This window comes from Pseudomonas sp. NPDC089407, from assembly GCF_044900445.1.
Lineage (GTDB): Bacteria > Pseudomonadota > Gammaproteobacteria > Pseudomonadales > Pseudomonadaceae > Aquipseudomonas.
Map to the genome: position 1 here is coordinate 12419 of NZ_JBJDNB010000042.1, position 20086 is coordinate 32504.

Sequence of the window (20086 nt, forward strand, 5' to 3'; positions counted from 1 at the left end):
ACAATAATGTTGCGGGGGAGTAGGGCATGGGTATCTGGCGCAAGAGCATCCAGTGGCAAATGATCATCAGCATGGGTGCGGCCTTGCTGGCGAGCATCCTGGTTGTGGTCATCATCTTCACCGTGGCGCTCAATCGCCTCACCGAGCGCTATCTGGTCGACACCGCCCTGCCAGCCAGCATCGAAGCCATCCGCAACGACATCGAGCGCATGCTTGGCCAGCCCATAACGGCTGCTGCCGACATTGCCGGCAACACCTTGCTGCGCGACTGGCTAGCCGCGGGTGAAGACCCTGCCCAAGCCCCACAATTTCTTGAATACCTGACCGCCGCCAAGCAGCGTAACCACGCCTTTACTACCCTGTTCGCCTCGACCGAGACCGGCCATTACTACAATGAAAACGGCTTGGACCGCACCCTTAGCCGCAGCAACCCCAAGGACAACTGGTTCTACGGCTACGTCGACAGCGGCGCCGAGCGCCTGATCAATATCGACATCGACGGTGCTACCGGTGAGCTGGCGCTGTTCATCGACTACCGCGTCGAGAAGGAAGGCAAGCTGGTCGGTGTGGCCGGCATGGGGCTGCGCATGACCGAGCTGTCCAGCCTGATCCACGACTTCAGCTTCGGCGAGCACGGCAAGGTGTTCCTGGTGCGTAACGATGGCCTGATCCAGGTGCACCCGGATTCAGCCTTCAGCGGCAAGCGCCAGCTCGGCGAACAGCTCGGTGCGGCTGCAGCCAAGGCCGTGATGAGCGGTGGCGAAGGCTTGCGTAACGGCCGTTTCAGCCGTGATGGGGAAACCTACCTGGCGCTTGGCCTGCCGCTGCGCGACCTCAACTGGACCTTGGTGGCCGAGGTGCCAGAGGCGGAAATATACGCGCAGATGCGCCAGACCGTGGGGCTGACCAGCCTGATTGGTGGCGCCGTGGCTTTGCTGTCGTTGCTGCTGGTGGTGCTGCTGGCGCGTGGCCTGGTGCGGCCGATCCGCCGCGTTACCGCTGCATTGGTGCAGATTGGCAGCGGTGCTGGCGACCTCAGCCATCGCCTGGATGATTCGCGCCAGGATGAACTGGGCGACCTGGCCCGTGGTTTCAACCGCTTCCTCGACAGCCAGCGCCGACTGATTGGCGAGGTACTGCAAACCTCCGAGCGGCTGCACCTGGCCGTGGAACAGGTGACCCAGGTGGTGGACAACACCGCCGAGCGCTCCGGGCGTCAGCAGGAAATGACCGAAATGGTCGCCACCGCCGTCCACGAGATGGGCCTGACCGTGCAGGACATTGCCCGCAATGCCGGCGATGCAGCGCAGGCTTCGCAGTCGGCGCGGGATGAGGCGCTGCAGGCGCGCGAGGTGGTGCAACGGTCGATTCGGGGTATCGAGGGTATGTCGGGCGATATCGGCAAGGCCGCTGATGCGGTTAGCCAGTTGGCAGATGAAGTCGCCTCGATCGATGAAGTATTGGCGGTAATCCGTAGTATTTCCGAACAGACCAACCTATTGGCGCTGAACGCTGCCATCGAGGCTGCGCGCGCGGGCGAGATGGGCCGTGGGTTCGCTGTGGTGGCCGATGAAGTGCGGACCTTGGCCCGGCGTACGCAGTTGTCCACTGATGAAGTTCAGCAGATGATCCAGCGCCTGAAGCAAGGTGCGGGTTCGGCGGTGAGTTCGATGCAGGCGGGACAGCAGGCGACGGGTAGTGGCGTGGAATCGAGCCAACGTACTGGGGCGTCGTTGGGGGCGATTACCGATCAGGTCGAGCACATCAGCTATATGAACCACCAAGTGGCCACGGCGACTGAAGAGCAGTCGGCTGTGACCGAGGAGATCAACCGCACGGTGCAGGGGATTTCCGATCTGGCGCGGGAGACGGCGGCCGAGGTGCAAGGGTGCCGGGAAGAGTGCCAGGCGTTGCGTGGCTTCGCCGATGATCTTGCGCGGCAGATGGGTGGGTTCAGATTGTAGATTGCCGGGGCCGCTTTGCGGCCCATCGCGACGCAAGGCCGCTCCTACAAGGGACCGCATTCCCAGGCCGGCAACGCGGTCCCTTGTAGGAGCGGCCTTGTGTCGCGATAGGAGGGCAAAGCCCTCCCAGCAATCGGTCAGGCGCCGATGATGCTGCGGATATCCGCCGCCAGCTCACGCACCCGCTCTTCCTCGGTATCCCACGAGCACATGAACCGCGCCCCACCGCTACCGATAAAGGTATAGAACCGCCAGCCCTTACCCCGCAGCGCCTCAATAGCATGCTCTGGCATCTGCAGGAACACCCCGTTGGCCTCCACCGGGAACATCAGCTGTACCTCTGGCAAATCACCCACCAACGACGCCAGCAACTGCGCGCAATGGTTGGCGTGGTTGCCATGGCGCAACCAGGCGCCGTCTTCCAGCAGCCCGACCCACGGCGCCGACAGGAAGCGCATCTTCGACGCCAGTTGCCCGGCCTGCTTGCAGCGGTAGTCGAAGTCTTCAGCCAGCTGCCGGTTGAAGAACAGGATCGCCTCACCCACCGCCATACCGTTCTTGGTGCCGCCAAAGCACAGTACATCGACACCGGCCTTCCAGGTCAGCTCGGCCGGGCTGCACCCGAGGAATGCGCAGGCGTTGGTAAAGCGCGCGCCGTCCATGTGCAGGTTCAGGCCCAGCTCTTTGCAGGTGGCGCTGATCGCCTTGAGCTCGTCGGGGCGGTATACGGTGCCCACTTCGGTGGCCTGGGTGAGGGTCACTACCCGTGGCTTGGGGTAGTGGATGTCCTGGCGCTTGAGCGCCACTTCGCGGATCGACTCGGGCGTCAGCTTGCCGTTGACGCTGGGCGCGGTCAGCAGCTTGGAGCCATTGGAGAAGAACTCAGGCGCGCCGCATTCGTCGGTTTCGACGTGGGCGGTCTCGGAGCAGATCACGCTGTGGTAACTCTGGCACAGCGAGGCCAGGGCCAGGGAGTTGGCGGCGGTGCCGTTGAAGGCGAAGAACACCTCGCAGTCGGTTTCGAACAGTTTGCGGAAATACTCCGAGGCACGCTCGGTCCACTGGTCGTCGCCGTAGGCGCGGTCGTGGCCATGGTTGGCCTTTTCCATCGCCGCCCAGGCTTCAGGGCAGATACCGGAATAGTTGTCGCTGGCGAATTGTTGGCTCTTGTCTGTCATGACACTGTCCTGTGAACGACGCAGAACAGCACTCTAAACCATCGATTCGGCGGTTGCCTATACAACCGCTGCATAAGCTGGTTTCAAGGTTGTCTGGGCTGGCCCTATCGCCGGCAAGCCAGCTCCCACAGGTACTCCACAAGGCCTGAGGGCGGTGCAATTCCTGTGGGAGCTGGCTTGCCGGCGATAGGGCCGGAGAGCCCAGTGCAAAACGAATGTCGTAAACGCGCCATTGCAAGGCGTGCGCAGGCATCTGACCCGCCCCGCCCAGTCATAACATCGCCACAAAGGGCCACAGTGCCCCACGACAAAAAACGATCGCTGCCGGGAGATACACGATGTTCAGCAAGCAAGACCAAATCCAAGGTTACGACGATGCACTGCTGGCGGCGATGAATGCCGAAGAACAGCGCCAGGAAGACCACATCGAGCTGATCGCCTCGGAAAACTACACCTCCACGCGCGTGATGCAGGCCCAAGGCAGCGGCCTGACCAACAAATACGCTGAAGGCTACCCAGGCAAGCGCTACTACGGCGGCTGCGAGCACGTCGACAAGGTAGAAGCCCTGGCCATCGAACGTGCCAAGCAGCTGTTCGGTGCCGACTACGCCAACGTCCAGCCGCACTCCGGTTCGTCGGCCAACGGCGCTGTCTACCTGGCCCTGCTGCAGGCCGGTGACACCATTCTCGGCATGAGCCTGGCCCACGGCGGCCACCTCACCCACGGCGCCAAGGTGTCGTCCTCGGGCAAGCTGTACAACGCTGTGCAGTACGGCATCAACACCGACACCGGCCTGATCGACTATGACGAAGTCGAGCGCCTGGCAGTCGAGCACAAGCCGAAAATGATCGTTGCCGGCTTCTCGGCCTACTCCAAGACCCTCGACTTCCCACGCTTCCGCGCCATCGCCGACAAGGTCGGTGCGCTGCTGTTCGTCGACATGGCCCACGTTGCCGGCCTGGTTGCCGCTGGCCTGTACCCGAACCCGATCCCGTTCGCCGACGTGGTTACCACCACCACCCACAAGACCCTGCGTGGTCCACGTGGCGGCCTGATCCTGGCCAAGTCCAACGAAGAGATCGAGAAAAAGCTCAACGCCGCGGTATTCCCGGGCGCCCAGGGCGGCCCGCTGATGCACGTGATCGCCGCCAAGGCCGTGTGCTTCAAGGAAGCGCTGGAGCCTGGCTTCAAGGCCTACCAGCAACAAGTGATCGAAAACGCCCAGGCCATGGCCCAGGTGTTCATCGACCGCGGCTACGATGTGGTTTCCGGTGGTACCGACAACCACCTGTTCCTGGTCAGCCTGATCCGCCAGGGCCTGACCGGCAAAGATGCCGACGCCGCCCTGGGCCGCGCGCACATTACCGTCAACAAGAACGCCGTGCCGAACGACCCGCAGTCGCCGTTCGTCACCTCGGGCCTGCGCATCGGCACCCCGGCCGTTACCACCCGTGGCTTCAAGGTTGCGCAATGCGTAGCCCTGGCCGGCTGGATCTGCGACATCCTCGACAACCTCGGTGACGCAGACGTCGAAGCCGATGTGGCGAAGAACGTCGCGGCCCTGTGCGCTGATTTCCCTGTTTACCGCTGAGTGGAGTAAACGACCATGCAACGCTACTCGGGCTTCGGCCTTTTCAAGCACTCCCTCAGCCACCACGAAAACTGGCAGCGCATGTGGCGCACGCCGACCCCTAAAAAGGTCTACGACGTGGTCATCGTCGGCGGTGGCGGCCATGGCCTGGCCACGGCGTACTATTTGGCCAAAGAGCACGGCATCACCAACGTCGCGGTCATCGAGAAGGGTTACCTGGGCGGCGGCAACACCGCCCGTAACACCACTATCGTGCGTTCCAACTACCTGTGGGACGAGTCGGCGCAGCTGTACGAACACGCTATGAAACTGTGGGAAGGGCTGTCCCAGGACATCAACTACAACGTGATGTTCTCCCAGCGCGGTGTGTACAACCTGTGCCACACCCTGCAGGACATCCGTGACTCCGAGCGTCGCGTCTCCGCCAACCGCCTCAATGGCGTCGATGGCGAGTTGCTGAACACCGCCCAGGTCGCGGCCGAAATCCCGTACCTGGACTGCTCGAAGAACACCCGCTACCCAATCCTCGGCGCGACCGTTCAGCGCCGGGGTGGCGTGGCCCGTCACGACGCCGTGGCCTGGGGCTATGCCCGTGCCGCCGACGCCCTGGGCGTGGACCTGATCCAGCAGACCGAAGTGATCGGCTTCCGCAAGGAAAACGGCGCGGTCATCGGTGTGGAAACCAACAAAGGCTTCATCGGCGCCAAGCGCGTCGGCGTGGTCACCGCCGGTAACTCCGGGCACATGGCCAAACTGGCCGGCTTCCGCCTGCCGCTGGAATCGCACCCGCTGCAAGCCCTGGTATCCGAGCCGATCAAGCCGATTATCGACAGCGTGATCATGTCCAACGCCGTACACGGCTACATCAGCCAGTCCGACAAGGGCGACCTGGTGATCGGTGCCGGTATCGACAGCTGGGTCGGCTACGGCCAGCGCGGTTCGTACCCGGTGATCGAGCACACCCTGCAAGCCATCGTCGAGATGTTCCCCAACCTCTCGCGCGTACGCATGAACCGCCAATGGGGCGGCATTGTGGACACCTCGCCGGACGCTTGCCCAATCATCACCAAGACCCCGGTCAAGAACATGTTCTTCAACTGCGGTTGGGGTACTGGCGGCTTCAAGGCAACCCCGGGTTCGGGCAACGTCTTCGCCGCGAGCCTGGCCAAGGGCGAAATGCACCCACTGGCCGCGCCGTTCTCCATGGACCGTTTCTACAACGGCGCACTGATCGACGAACACGGCGCCGCCGCCGTCGCCCACTAACCGGAGACACCGTCATGTTGCATATTTTCTGTCCCCACTGCGGCGAGCTGCGCTCCGAAGAAGAGTTCCACGCCTCTGGCCAGGCGCACATCGCCCGCCCGCTGGACCCTGCCGCTTGCTCCGACGAGGAGTGGGGTACCTACATGTTCTACCGTGACAACCCACGCGGCATTCACCATGAACTGTGGGACCACGTAGCCGGTTGCCGCCAGTACTTCAACGTCACCCGCAACACCGTGACCTACGAGATTCTGGAAACCTACAAGATTGGCCAGAAGCCGCAAGTGACCGCTGATGGCAAAGCTGCGACCGCAGCGTCCGCCGTCAAAGGCCAAGGGGAAAAAGTATGAGCCAGACCTATCGCCTCGCCAGCGGCGGCCGCATCGACCGCAGCAAGGTCCTGAACTTTACCTTCAACGGCAAGACCTACCAGGGTTATGCCGGTGACAGCCTGGCCGCCGCGTTGCTGGCCAACGGCGTCGACATAGTAGGCCGCAGCTTCAAGTACTCGCGCCCACGCGGCATCATCGCCGCCGGTACCGAAGAGCCGAACGCCATCCTGCAGATCGGCTCCAGCGAAGCCACCCAGATCCCCAACGTGCGTGCCACCCAGCAGGCGCTGTACGCCGGTCTGGTAGCCACCAGCACCAACGGCTGGCCGAACGTCAATAACGACGTCATGGGCATCCTTGGCAAGGTGGGCGGCAGCATGATGCCGCCGGGCTTCTACTACAAAACCTTCATGTACCCGAAATCGTTCTGGATGACTTACGAGAAGTACATCCGCAAGGCAGCCGGCCTGGGCCGCGCGCCGCTGCAGAACGACCCGGACAGCTACGACTACATGAACCAGCACTGCGACGTGCTGATTGTCGGTGCCGGCCCTGCTGGCCTGGCTGCGGCGCTGGCCGCTGCGCGCAGCGGTGCCCGCGTGATCCTGGCTGACGAGCAGGAAGAGTTCGGCGGCAGCCTGCTCGACAGCCGCGAGACCCTTGACGGCAAGCCTGCCGCCGATTGGGTCAGCGCTGCGGTCAAAGAGCTGGAAGGCCTGCCGGAAGTGACCCTGCTGCCACGCGCCACGGTCAACGGCTACCACGACCATAACTTCCTGACCATTCACGAGCGCCTTACCGACCACCTCGGCGACCGCGCCCCGATCGGCCAGGTTCGCCACCGCGTGCACCGCGTTCGCGCCAAGCGTGTAGTGCTGGCTGCCGGCGCCCACGAGCGCCCGCTGGTGTACGGCAACAACGACGTGCCGGGCAACATGCTGGCCGGTGCCGTTTCTACCTACGTGCGCCGCTACGGCGTGGCCCCAGGCCGCAAGCTGGTGCTGTCGACCAACAACGACCACGCCTACCGGGCCGCGCTGGACTGGCATGACGCCGGCCTGCAAGTGGTCGCCATCGCCGACGCCCGCCACAACCCACGTGGCTCGCTGGTTGAAGAAGCGCGTGCCAAAGGCATCCGCATCCTCACCTCCAGCGCCGTGGTCGAGGCCAAAGGCAGCAAGCACGTCACCGGCGCCCGCGTGGCGGCCATCGATGTGCAGGCACACAAGGTCACCAGCCCTGGCGAAACCCTCGAGTGCGACCTGATCGCCACTTCGGGCGGCTACAGCCCGATCGTTCACCTGGCCTCGCACCTGGGCGGTCGCCCGGTATGGCGTGACGACATCCTCGGCTTCGTGCCGGGCGATGCGCCGCAAAAACGTGAGTGCGTCGGTGGCATCAACGGCGTTTACGCCCTGGGCGATGTGATTGCCGATGGCTTCGAAGGCGGCGTTCGTGCAGCCACCGAAGCCGGCTTCAAGGCTACCGTCGGCACCCTGCCGAAAACCGTTGCGCGCAAGGAAGAGGCCACCGTGGCACTGTTCCAGGTGCCGCACGACAAGGGCACCAAAGGGCCTAAGCAGTTCGTCGACCAGCAGAACGACGTGACCGCTGCCGGTATCGAACTGGCCACCCGTGAAGGCTTCGAGTCGGTCGAGCACGTAAAACGCTACACCGCGCTGGGCTTCGGTACCGACCAGGGCAAACTGGGCAACATCAACGGCCTGGCCATCGCCGCCCGTTCGATCGGCATCACCATCCCGGAAATGGGCACCACCATGTTCCGCCCCAACTACACACCGGTTACCTTCGGTGCAGTAGCGGGCCGCCACTGTGGTCACCTGTTCGAGCCGGTACGCTTCACCGCCCTGCATGCCTGGCACCTGAAGAACGGCGCCGAGTTCGAAGACGTCGGCCAGTGGAAGCGCCCGTGGTACTTCCCGAAAGCCGGTGAAGACATCCATGCTGCCGTGGCCCGTGAATGCAAGGCCGTGCGTGACAGCGTGGGCCTGCTGGACGCCTCGACCCTGGGCAAGATCGACATCCAGGGCCCGGATGCCCGCGAGTTCCTCAACCGCATCTACACCAACGCCTGGACCAAGCTCGACGTGGGCAAAGCCCGCTACGGCCTGATGTGCAAAGAAGACGGCATGGTCTTCGACGACGGCGTAACCGCCTGCGTCGGCGACAACCACTTCATCATGACCACCACCACCGGCGGCGCTGCGCGCGTGTTGCAGTGGATGGAGCTGTACCACCAGACCGAATGGCCGGAACTGAAGGTGTACTTCACCTCGGTCACCGACCACTGGGCCACCATGACCTTGTCTGGCCCCAACAGCCGCAAGCTGCTCAGCGAGCTGACCGACATCGACATGGACAAGGAAGCCTTCCCGTTCATGACCTGGAAGGAAGGCAACGTTGGCGGCGTACCTGCCCGCGTGTTCCGCATCTCGTTCACCGGCGAGCTGTCGTACGAAGTCAACGTGCAGGCCAACTACGCCATGGGCGTGCTGGAACAGATCATCGAGGCCGGCAAGAAGTACAACCTGACACCGTACGGCACCGAGACCATGCACGTATTGCGTGCCGAAAAGGGCTTCATCATCGTTGGCCAGGATACCGATGGCTCGATGACCGCAGACGACCTCAACATGAGCTGGTGTGTGGGCCGCAACAAGCCGTTCTCGTGGATTGGCCTGCGTGGCATGAACCGCGAAGACGTGGTGCGCGAAAACCGCAAGCAGCTGGTAGGCCTGAAGCCGGTCGACCCGACCAAATGGTTGCCGGAAGGCGCCCAACTGGTATTCGACCCGAAACAGCCGATCCCGATGGACATGGTTGGCCACGTGACCTCCAGCTACGCATCCAACTCCCTGGGCTACTCGTTCGCCATGGGCGTGGTCAAAGGCGGCCTCAAGCGCATGGGCGAGCGTGTGTACTCGCCACAGGCGGATGGCAGCGTGATCGAGGCGGAAATCGTGTCTTCGGTGTTCTTCGATCCGAAGGGTGAGCGGCAGAACGTTTGACTCCGGGCCCTGTGGGGGCAGGCCAGGCCCAATCGCCGGCAAGCCAGCTCCACAGGATCGATGCAGCTTTGAAGGTTGATGAGTTCCCTGTGGGAGCTGGCTTGCCGGCGATGAGGCCGGTAGCCCCAACACAAAAGCTGCGTCGCATCGACGAACCAGAATTCAAGGCAGGTAAGAAATGAGCGCTATCAACGTCTTCCAGCAAAACCCCGGCGCCGAGGCCAAGGCCCAGTCGCCACTGCACCACGCCGACCTGGCCAGCCTGGTTGGCAAAGGCCGCAAGAACGCAGGCGTAACCCTGCGTGAACGCAAGTTCCTCGGCCACCTGACCCTGCGTGGCGACGGCCACAACCCGGAGTTCGCCGCCGGCGTGCACAAGGCCCTGGGCCTGGAGCTGCCGGTAGCCCTGACCGTGGTCGCCAACAACCACATGTCGCTGCAGTGGGTCGGCCCTGACGAGTGGCTGCTGATCGTACCCGGCGGCCAGGAACTGTCGGTCGAGCAAAAGCTGCGCGCAGCCCTTGAGGGGCAGCACATCCAGGTGGTCAACGTCAGCGGCGGGCAAAGCCTGCTGGAGCTGCGCGGCCCGAACGTGCGCGAAGTGCTGATGAAGTCCACCAGCTATGATGTTCACCCGAACAACTTCCCGGTAGGCAAGGCTGTCGGCACCGTGTTCGCCAAGTCGCAACTGGTAATCCGCCGCACCGCCGAAGACACCTGGGAACTGGTGATTCGCCGCAGCTTCTCCGACTACTGGTGGCTGTGGCTGCAGGACGCTTCGGCCGAGTACGGCCTGAGCATTGAGGCTTAAGGAGAGCAGAACATGAGTCGGGCACCGGATACCTGGATTCTCACCGCCGACTGCCCGAGCATGCTCGGCACCGTCGACGTGGTGACGCGTTACCTCTTCGAGCAGCGCTGCTACGTCACGGAGCACCACTCCTTCGATGACCGGCAGTCGGGGCGCTTCTTCATTCGCGTGGAGTTCCGCCAGCCGGACGATTTCGACGAAGCCGGCTTCCGGGCCGGCCTTGCCGAGCGCAGCGAAGCGTTCGGCATGACGTTTGAGCTGACTGCACCCAATCATCGCCCCAAGGTGGTGATCATGGTGTCCAAGGCCGACCATTGCCTGAACGACCTGCTGTATCGCCAGCGCATTGGCCAGCTGGGCATGGACGTGGTCGCGGTGGTGTCCAACCACCCAGACCTCGAGCCGCTGGCGCAGTGGCACAAGATCCCTTACTACCACTTCGCCCTCGACCCCAAGGACAAGCCCGGGCAAGAGCGCAAGGTGCTGCAGGTGATCGAGGAAACCGGTGCCGAGCTGGTGATTCTTGCGCGCTACATGCAAGTGCTGTCGCCCGAGCTGTGCCGGCGCCTGGATGGCTGGGCGATCAACATCCACCACTCGTTGTTGCCGGGGTTCAAGGGCGCCAAGCCGTATCACCAGGCGTACAACAAGGGCGTGAAGATGGTTGGCGCCACGGCGCACTACATCAACAACGACCTTGATGAAGGGCCGATCATTGCCCAGGGCGTCGAGGTGGTGGACCACAGCCATTACCCGGAAGACTTGATTGCCAAGGGGCGTGATATCGAATGCCTGACCCTGGCGCGGGCTGTGGGGTATCACATTGAGCGGCGGGTGTTCCTTAACGCCAACCGGACCGTCGTTCTCTAACAGCCCCTGAAGCTGGCGCGATCCCTGTGGGAGCCGCGCTTGCCGGCGATGGGCCGCGCAGCGGCCCCGGCAATTCATGCAACAACCTTGAAATCGTGGGGCCGCTTCGCGGCCCATCGCCGGCAAGCGCGGCTCCCACAGGTACAGCGTACGCCTGTAATCGCGTGATAATCCCCTGAAGGCGCCGGCTGATTTCACCTGCCGTTAAAAGGCATCTCCCTGTCGTTTCCAGTCAGTGCAATCTGCCGTATCAGGCCCACAATTCCCCTCATTCCAGAAACACATGCCGCCCACGGATGGCGGCGCGTTCAACCACCGCTGCATAAATAAAAATCAAGCGAGGTAAGAGCATGTCTGGCAATCGTGGAGTGGTATATCTCGGCGCCGGCAAGGTCGAGGTGCAGAAGATCGACTACCCGAAAATGCAGGACCCACGCGGCAAGAAGATCGAGCACGGCGTGATCCTGAAGGTGGTCTCCACCAACATCTGCGGCTCCGACCAGCACATGGTCCGCGGCCGCACCACTGCCCAGGTCGGCCTGGTCCTGGGTCACGAAATCACCGGTGAAATCGTCGAGAAGGGCAGCGACGTCGAGCGGATGCAGATCGGCGACCTGGTCTCGGTACCGTTCAACGTTGCCTGCGGCCGTTGCCGCTCCTGCAAAGAAATGCACACCGGCGTCTGCCTCACCGTCAACCCGGCCCGCGCCGGCGGTGCCTACGGCTACGTCGACATGGGCGACTGGACCGGCGGCCAGGCCGAATACGTGCTGGTGCCGTACGCCGACTTCAACCTGCTGAAACTGCCAGAGCGCGACAAGGCCATGGAGAAGATCCGTGACCTGACTTGCCTGTCCGACATCCTGCCAACCGGCTACCACGGCGCCGTCACTGCTGGCGTAGGCCCAGGCAGCACCGTGTATGTCGCTGGTGCCGGCCCGGTCGGCCTGGCTGCCGCTGCCTCGGCGCGCCTGCTGGGCGCTGCCTGCGTGATCGTCGGTGACCTGAACCCAGCTCGCCTGGCCCACGCCAAGTCCCAGGGCTTCGAAGTGGTCGACCTGTCCAAGGACACCCCGCTGCACGAGCAGATCGTTGACATCCTCGGCGAGCCGGAAGTGGATTGCGCCGTCGACGCCGTAGGCTTTGAGGCCCGTGGCCACGGCCATGAAGGTGCCAAGCACGAAGCCCCGGCCACCGTGCTGAACTCGCTGATGCAAGTGACGCGTGTTGCCGGCCAGATCGGCATCCCGGGCCTGTACGTGACCGAAGACCCGGGCGCGGTGGATGCCGCCGCCAAGATTGGCGCCCTGAGCATCCGCTTCGGCCTGGGCTGGGCGAAATCGCACAGCTTCCACACCGGCCAGACCCCGACCATGAAGTACAACCGCCAGCTGATGCAGGCGATCATGTGGGACCGTATCAACATTGCTGAAGTGGTGGGTGTGCAGGTGATCAACCTGGACCAGGCGCCGGAAGGGTATGGCGAGTTCGATGCGGGTGTGCCGAAGAAGTTTGTGATCGACCCGCACAAGTTGTGGGGCGCGGCGTAATACGCGCAACCTCAGCGAAGCCCCTCAAGTGAGGGGCTTTTATGAGAATTCGCACGGCTGAATAACACACATTGTAGAAGTTTTTCAAAGTCCAAGGCTAACAAACTTTTCAATTGATTTTTGCTCTTTACGAATGTTTTGGTTGGTCTTGTCAAGCTCGATTGTCTGTAGTATTGTGTTTTTTGATAAAAAAACTTCATGGTTTTGTGCGGCTAATAAATTACTCTTTGCCTGTTGAGCTTTAAGAGCCAACCTGTGATTCATTGCGTCGACACGTCTTGCATCAGCCCATTCGTTGGAGTCTGCAATTAATGGTGTGTTTTTGCGTTCTGCGTTAATCGCAGCGTGCTCCAAATGCGGCAGCTCTCTTCGCTGTGCAGCTAATCCTCTGGTGTCTCGTTGTATTGCTTTTTTGAAGGTTTTGGCTTGTAAGGTCAACTCTGATTTCTTGCTGTATAACTTTGTGGGGTGTATGTCTTTTATATAAGTTTGAGGTCTGCGGCGCGAATTTATAGCTCGCTGGACGCCTTGGAAGATACTAAAGTGGCCCGAAGGGTCAGTGAAGTTGACAGGGTCATTTTTGCAGTATGCATAAGCATTAAGATCGCCCCTGCCAAAAGGGCTAAAGCTGTCGGGGCTGTTAAAGCGCAGACGCACAGGGCTGAAAAACCTGTATCCAATTCCCAGTGCGTATGCTTGTGACAACAGTTCGAAGCATTGTCCATTGAATGCAATCAGCGCTGTGATTTTTTCCGATTTCAAGAAGCCATAAGGCGAATATGCCACCATATCATGTGCCAAGCCCAGTACAGAGCTAGCTTGGTCAACCTTTAACGTCTTGGCTATCTGTCCTTCTTCAAACTGAACGATCGGTGTTCCTTCTGCCCATAGCACTCGGTGATTGCCCTGCTCCGAGAACCGGGCAGAGAGGTAATCGTTTTGATAAAAATGTATGGAGCGATGCTGCGAGGAACTGCCCTGTTCCTGTAAGAATGCATGACTCGGTCCGATGTCGTTTGCAATTTGGTTTGTCATGATCTTTCACCTGTGAATATATCGTAATCACGGCTCACTCTGCGGCCTCGCGCCATTGGCATCAACTAGCAATTTTGCTAGGAACGGATGGCAGGAACAAACCTGCAAATCGTCAGTCATATCTCACGTTTCCCAGGCCATTCCGGCCAACCGAGGTCCCGATGAAAGCATTCACCCTGGCAACCCTGATGACCCTGGCCGTAAGCCCGGTGTTCGCCTTCAACCTCAGCGACGCCGCCAACGCCGTCTCCGCCATGCAGAACCAGAAACAGCAAGGCCAGGTGCAGGCGCCCGAGGCGCAGGCCAATCTGCTCAACACCCTGGGCAGCGAATTGAGGATCACTCCTGAACAAGCCGTGGGCGGGGCGGGGGCGATGTTGGGGTTGGCGCGTAATAGCCTCAGCAGTGACGACTATGGGCAGCTGACCAAGGCGGTGCCGGGACTGGACCTGTTGGTTGGGGCCAATGCGCTGGGCAGCTTGAGTGGGTTGGGTGATTTGCTGGGCAAGAACAGCGAGAGCCAGTCGGCGTTGAGCAATGCGCTGGGTGGCAATGTGGAGAACCGCAGCGACCTGGACAATGCGTTCAAGGCGCTGGGCATGGACACCGGGATGATCGGGCAGTTTGCGCCGTTGTTGCTGCAGTATCTGGGGCAGCAGGGGATTGCTGGGTCGTTGCTGCAGAACCTGGGGAGTTTGTGGACTACACCGGCGCCGGCGCCGTTGGCTCAGCCGTCGGTCTGAAGTTTTTGTAGGGGCAGTGCTGGCCCTATCGCCGGCAAACCACTTCCCGCAGGGTTATCACTGCCTTCAAGGCCTGTGCTGTGGCCTGTAGGAGCGGCCTTGTGTCGCGAAAGGGGCGCGTAGCGGCCCCAGGGTTTTAGCGTCACCTCAAAAATTGCCGGGGCCGCGTTGCGGCCCTTTCGCGACACAAGGCCGCTCCCACAAAAGCAGATTGCGTCTGGTCAGGCAGCTTCGGTGAAGTCCACCAGGCGCACCGGGCGGCGGAAGCCGGCGGTCAGTACTGCCAGGTATGCAAGGCCCAGGGCAAACCAGCACAAGCCAATCACCAAAGTCAGCGCCGACAGGCTGGTCCACAGCCACAGTGTCAGCCCCAACCCTACCAGCGGCACCAGGCCATAGCACAGCAGCCCTTTGAGGCTACGCTGGGTCCCATCATCCATCAGGTGAGTCTTCACCACCGCCAGGTTCACCGCCGAAAACGCAACCAGCGCACCAAAGCTGATCAGCGAGGCGAGGGTAGCCAGGTCGATTACCAACGCCAGCAGCGAGAACGCCGACACCAGCAAAATGGCGAACACCGGTGTGCCAAAGCGCGGCGACAGGTAACCAAAGCTACGCCGTGGCAGCACGTTGTCGCGCCCCATGGTGAACAGGATGCGCGACACCGCCGCTTGTGAGGCCAGCGCCGAGCCGAGACTGCCGGCAACATAAGCGGCAGTGAAGAAGTTGGCCAGAAACTGCCCGCCAGCCTTGAACATCACCTCGTTGGCCGCCGCGTCGGCATTGGCAAAGCTGCTGCCCGGCAGCACCAGTTGGCTGACGTAAGCCAGCACGGTGAACAGCACACCGGCGAACAGCGTGGTAAGGATGATCGCCCGTGGCACATCGCGGCGGGCGTCACGGCATTCTTCGGCAAGCGTCGAGACGGCATCGAAACCGAGGAACGACAGGCACAATACTGCCGCGCCAGCCATGATTGGTCCAAAGCCAGGTTGCGAGCCATCACCCAGCAGTGGCGACAGCGGGTCCAGCGGCTGGCCGGCCAGCGACTGGCAGGACAGGGCGACGAACACCACGATGAAGACGATCTGCGCGCCCACGATCAGGTTGCTGGTCTTGGCCACCGAGTGGATACCGACCACGTTCAGCACCGTGACCAGGGCGATCGAGGCCAGCGCGATGGACCACGCCGGGATAGCAGGGAAGGCGATGTTGAGGAACAGGCCGATCAGCAGGTAGTTGATCATCGGCAGGAACAGGTAGTCCAGCAGCAGCGACCAGCCGGCCAGGAAGCCGACGTTGGGGCCGAAGGCCATGTTGGTGTAGGAGTACGCCGACCCCGCGACCGGGAAGCGTTTGACCATGAAGCTGTAGGACGCAGCGGTGAACAGCATGGCCACCAGGGTGACCATGTAGGCGCCGGCGGTGCGGCCGCCGGTGAGCTCGGTGACGATACCGTAGGTGGTAAAGATGGTCAGCGGGACCATGTAGACCAGGCCGAAGAACACCAGGGCGGGTAAGCCGAGGACACGGCGGAGCTGGGCGGGGGCGGAGCTGGGTAGGTTGGACATTGATCGATCCAGGCTTTTTGTAATTGTGCTTTGATCGATTTTTATCCACTTAGGTGGGATGTGACAAAGAAGTATTCCTTATGCTGATTATTAGCCTGGGTTTTAATCGGAAATTTGCAGTGGGTTCTCTGGCCCTATCGCCGGCAAGCCAGCTCCCACAGAATGCTCACAGTGTTCAAGGCTTGTGCTGTACCTGTGGGAGCTGGCTTGCCGGCGATAGGGCCAATTCAGGCCATAGAGATTTCAACCCATCTCCGCCCGCAGCAGCTCAATCCGCTGGTCCTTGTCCACCCACAACTGGTTCACCCAAGCCTGCACAGTCTGGCGAAACTCCGGATCATTCTCGTAATCCCCCGCCCACAACGCCGGGTCCAGTTCGCGCACCTGAATGTCGATAATCACCCGGCTGATGCTGCCATTGAGCAACGCCCAGAACCCTGGCGCCTGGTTGCCGGGATAAACGATGGTCACGTCCAGCAGCGCATCCAGCTGTTCGCCCAACGCCGCCAGCACGAACGCCACGCCACCGGCCTTGGGCTTGAGCAGGTAGCGATACGGCGACTGCTGCTCCAGGCGTTTGGCCTCGGTAAACCGCGTGCCCTCCAGGTAGTTCACCACAGTCACCGGCTGGCGCTTGAACAGTTCACACGCCGCCTTGGTGATTTCCAGGTCCTTGCCCTTGAGCTCCGGGTGTTTCTCCAGAAACGCCTTGCTATAGCGCTTCATGAACGGGTAATCCAGCCCCCACCAGGCCAGGCCCAGCAGCGGCACCCAGATCAGCTCTTTCTTCAGGAAGAACTTGAAGAACGGCGTACGGCGGTTGAGGCTTTCGATCAAAGCGGGAATGTCGACCCAGGTCTGGTGGTTGCTCACGGCCAGGTAGGAAGTGTCCTTGCGCAGGTTCTCGACGCCACGAATGTCCCACTTCGTAGGGATGCACAAGGCGAAGATGGCCTTGTCGATCTCCGACCAGGTTTCGGCCACCCACATCACCGCCCACGAGGCATAGTCACGCCCACGGCCCGGCAGCACCAGCTTCAGCAGGGCGAAGACCAGCAGCGGGCAGATCAACACCACGGTATTGAGCAGCAGCAGGGTGGTTGTAAGAATGCCGGTCAGCAGGCGACGCATAAAGAGACTCTTGTTGTGGGAGATAAACGGTTGGCAATGATAAGCAGCGATGCGGCCTACGCCAAATGTCCAATGCCCGGCGGCGCAGACAAATGTTTCACGACATGTTGGGTAAGCTTGTGACAGCGAACCTATCCTGCCAGTGCAGTCTAAGCACTGACCCTTCTCAAGGAAGCCTGCTAGTGAAATCTCTTTTTGCCCTATTGTCGCTGTTGGCGCTGCCGGTGATGGCTGCCGAACCCACGATCTACGGTCGCTACGAGAACATTGCCCTGCCCGAGCTGGGCGAAACCCTGAAAGCCAAGATGGACACCGGTGCCTTTACCGCGTCGCTGTCGGCCAAGGACATCGAACTGTTCACCCGCGATGGCGACGAGTGGGTGCGCTTCCGCCTGGCGACCAAGGACTCGGACGGCAAGGTGTACGAGCACAAGGTCTCGCGCATCAGCAAGATCAAGGGCCGGGCCGATGAAGAGGACGAAGGCGATGCGCCGGAGATCTCCAAGCGCCCGGTGGTGGACCTGGAGTTGTGCCTGGGTGACGTGAAGCGCACCGTGGAAGTGAACCTGGTGGACCGCAGCAGCTTCAACTACCCGCTGCTGGTGGGCTCCAAGGCGTTGCGTGAGTTCAAGGCGGCGGTCAACCCGGCGAAGAAGTTTACGGCTGGGAAGCCTGGCTGCTAAGCAGCAGCTACAAGCCTTTAGCTGCAAGCTGCAAGTATGAACAGATGAGTGTAAGTTCAAACGGTCCGTTTTTACTTGAAGCTTGCAACTTGAGGCTTGTAGCTCGATGCCCCATATCCTCATCGTCGAAGACGAAGCCGCCATCGCCGACACCCTGGTCTACGCCCTGCAGGCCGACGGCCACAGCACTGAATGGGTGACCCTGGGCAGCGCCGCCCTCGACCAGCAGCGCCTGCGCCCGGCCGACCTGATCATCCTCGACATCGGCCTGCCCGATGTCAGCGGCTTCGAAACCTGCCGCCAATTGCGCCGCTTCACTGACGTGCCGGTAATGTTCCTCAGCGCCCGCGACGGCGAAATCGACCGGGTAGTTGGCCTGGAAATCGGTGCCGACGACTATGTGGTCAAACCCTTCAGCCCTCGAGAAGTGGCCGCACGCGTGCGGGCCATTCTCAAACGCATGGCGCCCAGGGTCGAGCCCGTTGCCGAAACCGCGCTGTTCCAGCTCGACACACTGCGCATGCAGATCACCTACCGCAGCCAGGCGCTGACGCTGACCCGCCACGAGTTCCGTCTACTGCAATGCCTGCTGGAACAACCGCAGCGGGTGTTCAGCCGCGAACAGCTGCTCGACGCCCTGGGCGTGGCCTCCGATGTGGGCTACGAGCGCACCATCGACACCCACATCAAGAGCCTGCGTGCCAAGTTGCGCCAGGTGGCCAGCGACGCCGAGCCGATCCAGACCCACCGAGGCCTCGGCTACAGCTACAGCCCGGACCATGCCTGATGCGCCTGGGCATCCGGATTTTCCTGGTGTACTTCCTGTTCGTCGGGCTGGCGGGGTACTTCCTGCTCAACACGGTGCGCGAACAGATTCGCCCAGTGGTGCGCCAGTCCTCTGAGGAAACCCTGGTAGACACTGCCAACTTGCTGGCCGAGATCCTGCGTGATGACGTCAAAGCTGGCACCCTGAACCAAGGGCGGCTGCCGGAAGTACTCAAGGCCTACGGCTCGCGCAGCCCGGGTGCGCAGATCTGGGGGCTGGCCAAGAACCAGGTCAGCCACCGCATCTATGTCACCGACGCCAAGGGCATTGTGCTACTGGACTCCAGTGGCGAGGCCCAGGGCAAGGACTACTCGAAGTGGAATGACGTGTACCTGACCCTGCGTGGCCATTACGGTGCGCGCTCGACCCGCAGCGACCCCAACGACGAAAGCACTTCGGTCATGCACGTGGGTGCGCCGATCATCGACGATGGCAACATCATCGGCGTGGTCACCGTGGCCAAGCCCAACAGCTCGCTACAGCCGTACATCGACCATTCCGAGCGGCGTTTGCTTACCCTGGGGCTGGGGTTGATCGGCCTGGGCTTGCTGGTGGGGGCGGCACTGTCGTGGTGGCTGGCGCGCTCGCTGCGCAAGTTGGCGGCCTATGCCCAGGCGGTCAGCGAAGGTAAACGGGCGGAGTTGCCGCATTACAAGGGGGGTGAACTGGCGAACCTGGCCAAGGCGGTGGAACGCATGCGCACGCAGCTGGAAGGCAAGGCCTATGTCGAGCGCTATGTGCATACCCTGACCCACGAGCTGAAAAGCCCGCTGGCGGCTATTCGGGGGGCTTCCGAGTTATTGCAGGACGATATGCCAGCCGAACAGCGCGCGCGCTTTGCCAGCAACATCGAGCGGGAAAGCGACCGCTTGCAGCAGATGATCGAGCGCTTGCTCAACCTGGCCCGGGTCGAGCAGATGCAAGCTTTGGAAGATGAACAGCAGGTGGCGCTGGCGGCATTGGTGGACGAGTTGCTGCTGGCCCATGCGCCGCGCATTGAAAGCGCCAATCTGCAGGTGCGTCAGCGAGTGCCCGCGGGTATGCGCTTGCTGTGTGATCCGTTTTTGATGCGCCAGGCGCTGGCCAACTTGCTCGACAACGCGCTGGACTTTACCCCGGAGGGTGGCGCGCTGCTGTTCGACCTGGAGCGCGATGGCGAGCGGGTGGCGTTGAGTGTGTTCAACCAGGGGCAGGCGATACCGGCGTATGCCATTGGCCGGGTGAGCGAGCGGTTCTATTCGCTGCCCCGGCCGGGGAGCGGGCGCAAGAGTACCGGGCTGGGGCTGAATTTTGTGGCTGAGGTGATGCAGCTGCATGGTGGGGCATTGGCGGTGGATAACGTTGATGGCGGGGTGCGGGTGAGGTTGTGGCTGCCTGCCCGGCGTATTAGCTGAGATAGCCGGGGCTGCTGCGCAGCCCATCGCGACACAAGGCCGCTCCTACAGGGACCGCGAAAGGCTCAAGTCAGACGGTCCCCTGTAGGAGCGGCCTTGCGTCGCGATGAC

Annotated in this window: 16 protein-coding genes and 1 pseudogene; 13 read left to right on the top strand and 4 right to left on the bottom strand. The window is 61.9% G+C overall.

Annotation, left to right across the window (positions count from 1 at the left end; genetic code table 11):
* Positions 1-71: 71 nt before the first annotated feature.
* Positions 72-1100 (top strand): annotated as a pseudogene (locus ACI2KG_RS25360) (cache domain-containing protein); the annotation flags it as partial.
* A gap of 135 nt (positions 1101-1235) precedes the next feature.
* Positions 1236-1964 carry a methyl-accepting chemotaxis protein gene (locus ACI2KG_RS25365; RefSeq protein WP_404663762.1) on the top strand — a complete coding sequence of 243 codons (729 nt, stop codon included), beginning with the start codon at positions 1236-1238 and terminating at the stop codon, positions 1962-1964.
* A 137-nt stretch (positions 1965-2101) separates the two neighbouring features.
* Here ACI2KG_RS25365 and ACI2KG_RS25370 read toward each other — a convergent pair whose 3' ends face one another.
* Positions 2102-3142, bottom strand: a complete 1041-nt coding sequence (locus ACI2KG_RS25370; RefSeq protein ID WP_404663732.1) for a low specificity L-threonine aldolase — start codon at positions 3140-3142, stop codon at positions 2102-2104.
* Between the two features lie 338 nt (positions 3143-3480).
* Between ACI2KG_RS25370 and ACI2KG_RS25375 the strand changes: the two genes are divergently transcribed.
* The 7 genes from ACI2KG_RS25375 (at position 3481) to fdhA (ending at position 12592) form a co-directional block, all read left to right on the top strand.
* Positions 3481-4734 (top strand): serine hydroxymethyltransferase, encoded by a 1254-nt coding sequence (locus ACI2KG_RS25375; protein ID WP_404663733.1) that lies wholly within the window; start codon positions 3481-3483, stop codon positions 4732-4734.
* Positions 4735-4749: 15 nt separating this feature from the next.
* Complete coding sequence (locus ACI2KG_RS25380) at positions 4750-6000, top strand: sarcosine oxidase subunit beta family protein (protein ID WP_404663734.1); 1251 nt, start codon at positions 4750-4752, stop codon at positions 5998-6000.
* 14 nt (positions 6001-6014) lie between these two features.
* Positions 6015-6350, top strand: coding sequence for a sarcosine oxidase subunit delta (locus ACI2KG_RS25385; RefSeq protein WP_400616873.1), 336 nt, complete (start codon positions 6015-6017; stop codon positions 6348-6350).
* Positions 6347-9361, top strand: a complete 3015-nt coding sequence (locus ACI2KG_RS25390) for a sarcosine oxidase subunit alpha (RefSeq protein WP_404663735.1) — start codon at positions 6347-6349, stop codon at positions 9359-9361. Before ACI2KG_RS25385 ends, ACI2KG_RS25390 begins: the two co-directional genes overlap by 4 nt.
* Positions 9362-9539: 178 nt before the next feature.
* Positions 9540-10172 (top strand): sarcosine oxidase subunit gamma, encoded by a 633-nt coding sequence (locus ACI2KG_RS25395; RefSeq protein WP_404663736.1) that lies wholly within the window; start codon positions 9540-9542, stop codon positions 10170-10172.
* A 12-nt stretch (positions 10173-10184) separates the two neighbouring features.
* Positions 10185-11042: a formyltetrahydrofolate deformylase gene (gene purU / locus ACI2KG_RS25400; protein WP_019096474.1), complete on the top strand. Its 858-nt coding sequence runs from the start codon at positions 10185-10187 to the stop codon at positions 11040-11042.
* A 350-nt stretch (positions 11043-11392) separates the two neighbouring features.
* Entirely contained in the window at positions 11393-12592 is a 1200-nt protein-coding gene (fdhA, locus tag ACI2KG_RS25405) for a formaldehyde dehydrogenase, glutathione-independent (protein WP_404663737.1), read from the top strand.
* Positions 12593-12676: 84 nt separating this feature from the next.
* Here the strand turns inward: fdhA and ACI2KG_RS25410 are convergent, their stop codons facing one another.
* Positions 12677-13627: an RHS repeat-associated core domain-containing protein gene (locus ACI2KG_RS25410; RefSeq protein WP_404663738.1), complete on the bottom strand. Its 951-nt coding sequence runs from the start codon at positions 13625-13627 to the stop codon at positions 12677-12679.
* Positions 13628-13788: 161 nt separating this feature from the next.
* Between ACI2KG_RS25410 and ACI2KG_RS25415 the strand changes: the two genes are divergently transcribed.
* Complete coding sequence (locus ACI2KG_RS25415; protein WP_404663739.1) at positions 13789-14370, top strand: DUF2780 domain-containing protein; 582 nt, start codon at positions 13789-13791, stop codon at positions 14368-14370.
* Between the two features lie 221 nt (positions 14371-14591).
* On the opposite strand, the gene ACI2KG_RS25420 is transcribed toward ACI2KG_RS25415, so the two are convergent.
* Positions 14592-15941, bottom strand: a complete 1350-nt coding sequence (locus ACI2KG_RS25420; protein WP_404663740.1) for an APC family permease — start codon at positions 15939-15941, stop codon at positions 14592-14594.
* 243 nt (positions 15942-16184) lie between these two features.
* Positions 16185-17072: an acyltransferase gene (locus ACI2KG_RS25425; RefSeq protein WP_404663741.1), complete on the bottom strand. Its 888-nt coding sequence runs from the start codon at positions 17070-17072 to the stop codon at positions 16185-16187.
* 182 nt (positions 17073-17254) lie between these two features.
* Here ACI2KG_RS25425 and ACI2KG_RS25430 point away from each other — a divergent pair, with 182 nt between their 5' ends.
* The 3 genes from ACI2KG_RS25430 (at position 17255) to creC (ending at position 19975) form a co-directional block, all read left to right on the top strand.
* Entirely contained in the window at positions 17255-17755 is a 501-nt protein-coding gene (locus ACI2KG_RS25430; protein ID WP_400616893.1) for an ATP-dependent zinc protease, read from the top strand.
* Between the two features lie 106 nt (positions 17756-17861).
* Positions 17862-18542 carry a two-component system response regulator CreB gene (gene creB, locus ACI2KG_RS25435; protein ID WP_404663742.1) on the top strand — a complete coding sequence of 227 codons (681 nt, stop codon included), beginning with the start codon at positions 17862-17864 and terminating at the stop codon, positions 18540-18542.
* Positions 18542-19975: a two-component system sensor histidine kinase CreC gene (creC, locus tag ACI2KG_RS25440; RefSeq protein WP_404663743.1), complete on the top strand. Its 1434-nt coding sequence runs from the start codon at positions 18542-18544 to the stop codon at positions 19973-19975. Before creB ends, creC begins: the two co-directional genes overlap by 1 nt.
* The last annotated feature ends 111 nt before the right edge of the window (positions 19976-20086 follow it).

Bases quoted from the DNA above. Each gene is read 5' to 3' on its own strand.
- ACI2KG_RS25410 (WP_404663738.1), bottom strand. From the start codon at position 13,627: ATGACAAACCAAATTGCAAACGACATCGGACCGAGTCATGCATTCTTA.
- ACI2KG_RS25385 (WP_400616873.1), top strand. From the start codon at position 6,015: ATGTTGCATATTTTCTGTCCCCACTGCGGCGAGCTGCGCTCCGAAGAA.
- creB (WP_404663742.1), top strand. From the start codon at position 17,862: ATGCCCCATATCCTCATCGTCGAAGACGAAGCCGCCATCGCCGACACC.
- ACI2KG_RS25395 (WP_404663736.1), top strand. From the start codon at position 9,540: ATGAGCGCTATCAACGTCTTCCAGCAAAACCCCGGCGCCGAGGCCAAG.
- ACI2KG_RS25375 (WP_404663733.1), top strand. From the start codon at position 3,481: ATGTTCAGCAAGCAAGACCAAATCCAAGGTTACGACGATGCACTGCTG.
- creC (WP_404663743.1), top strand. From the start codon at position 18,542: ATGCGCCTGGGCATCCGGATTTTCCTGGTGTACTTCCTGTTCGTCGGG.
- ACI2KG_RS25420 (WP_404663740.1), bottom strand. From the start codon at position 15,941: ATGTCCAACCTACCCAGCTCCGCCCCCGCCCAGCTCCGCCGTGTCCTC.
- fdhA (WP_404663737.1), top strand. From the start codon at position 11,393: ATGTCTGGCAATCGTGGAGTGGTATATCTCGGCGCCGGCAAGGTCGAG.
- ACI2KG_RS25365 (WP_404663762.1), top strand. From the start codon at position 1,236: ATGGTCGCCACCGCCGTCCACGAGATGGGCCTGACCGTGCAGGACATT.
- ACI2KG_RS25425 (WP_404663741.1), bottom strand. From the start codon at position 17,072: ATGCGTCGCCTGCTGACCGGCATTCTTACAACCACCCTGCTGCTGCTC.
- ACI2KG_RS25415 (WP_404663739.1), top strand. From the start codon at position 13,789: ATGAAAGCATTCACCCTGGCAACCCTGATGACCCTGGCCGTAAGCCCG.
- ACI2KG_RS25370 (WP_404663732.1), bottom strand. From the start codon at position 3,142: ATGACAGACAAGAGCCAACAATTCGCCAGCGACAACTATTCCGGTATC.
- ACI2KG_RS25390 (WP_404663735.1), top strand. From the start codon at position 6,347: ATGAGCCAGACCTATCGCCTCGCCAGCGGCGGCCGCATCGACCGCAGC.
- ACI2KG_RS25380 (WP_404663734.1), top strand. From the start codon at position 4,750: ATGCAACGCTACTCGGGCTTCGGCCTTTTCAAGCACTCCCTCAGCCAC.
- purU (WP_019096474.1), top strand. From the start codon at position 10,185: ATGAGTCGGGCACCGGATACCTGGATTCTCACCGCCGACTGCCCGAGC.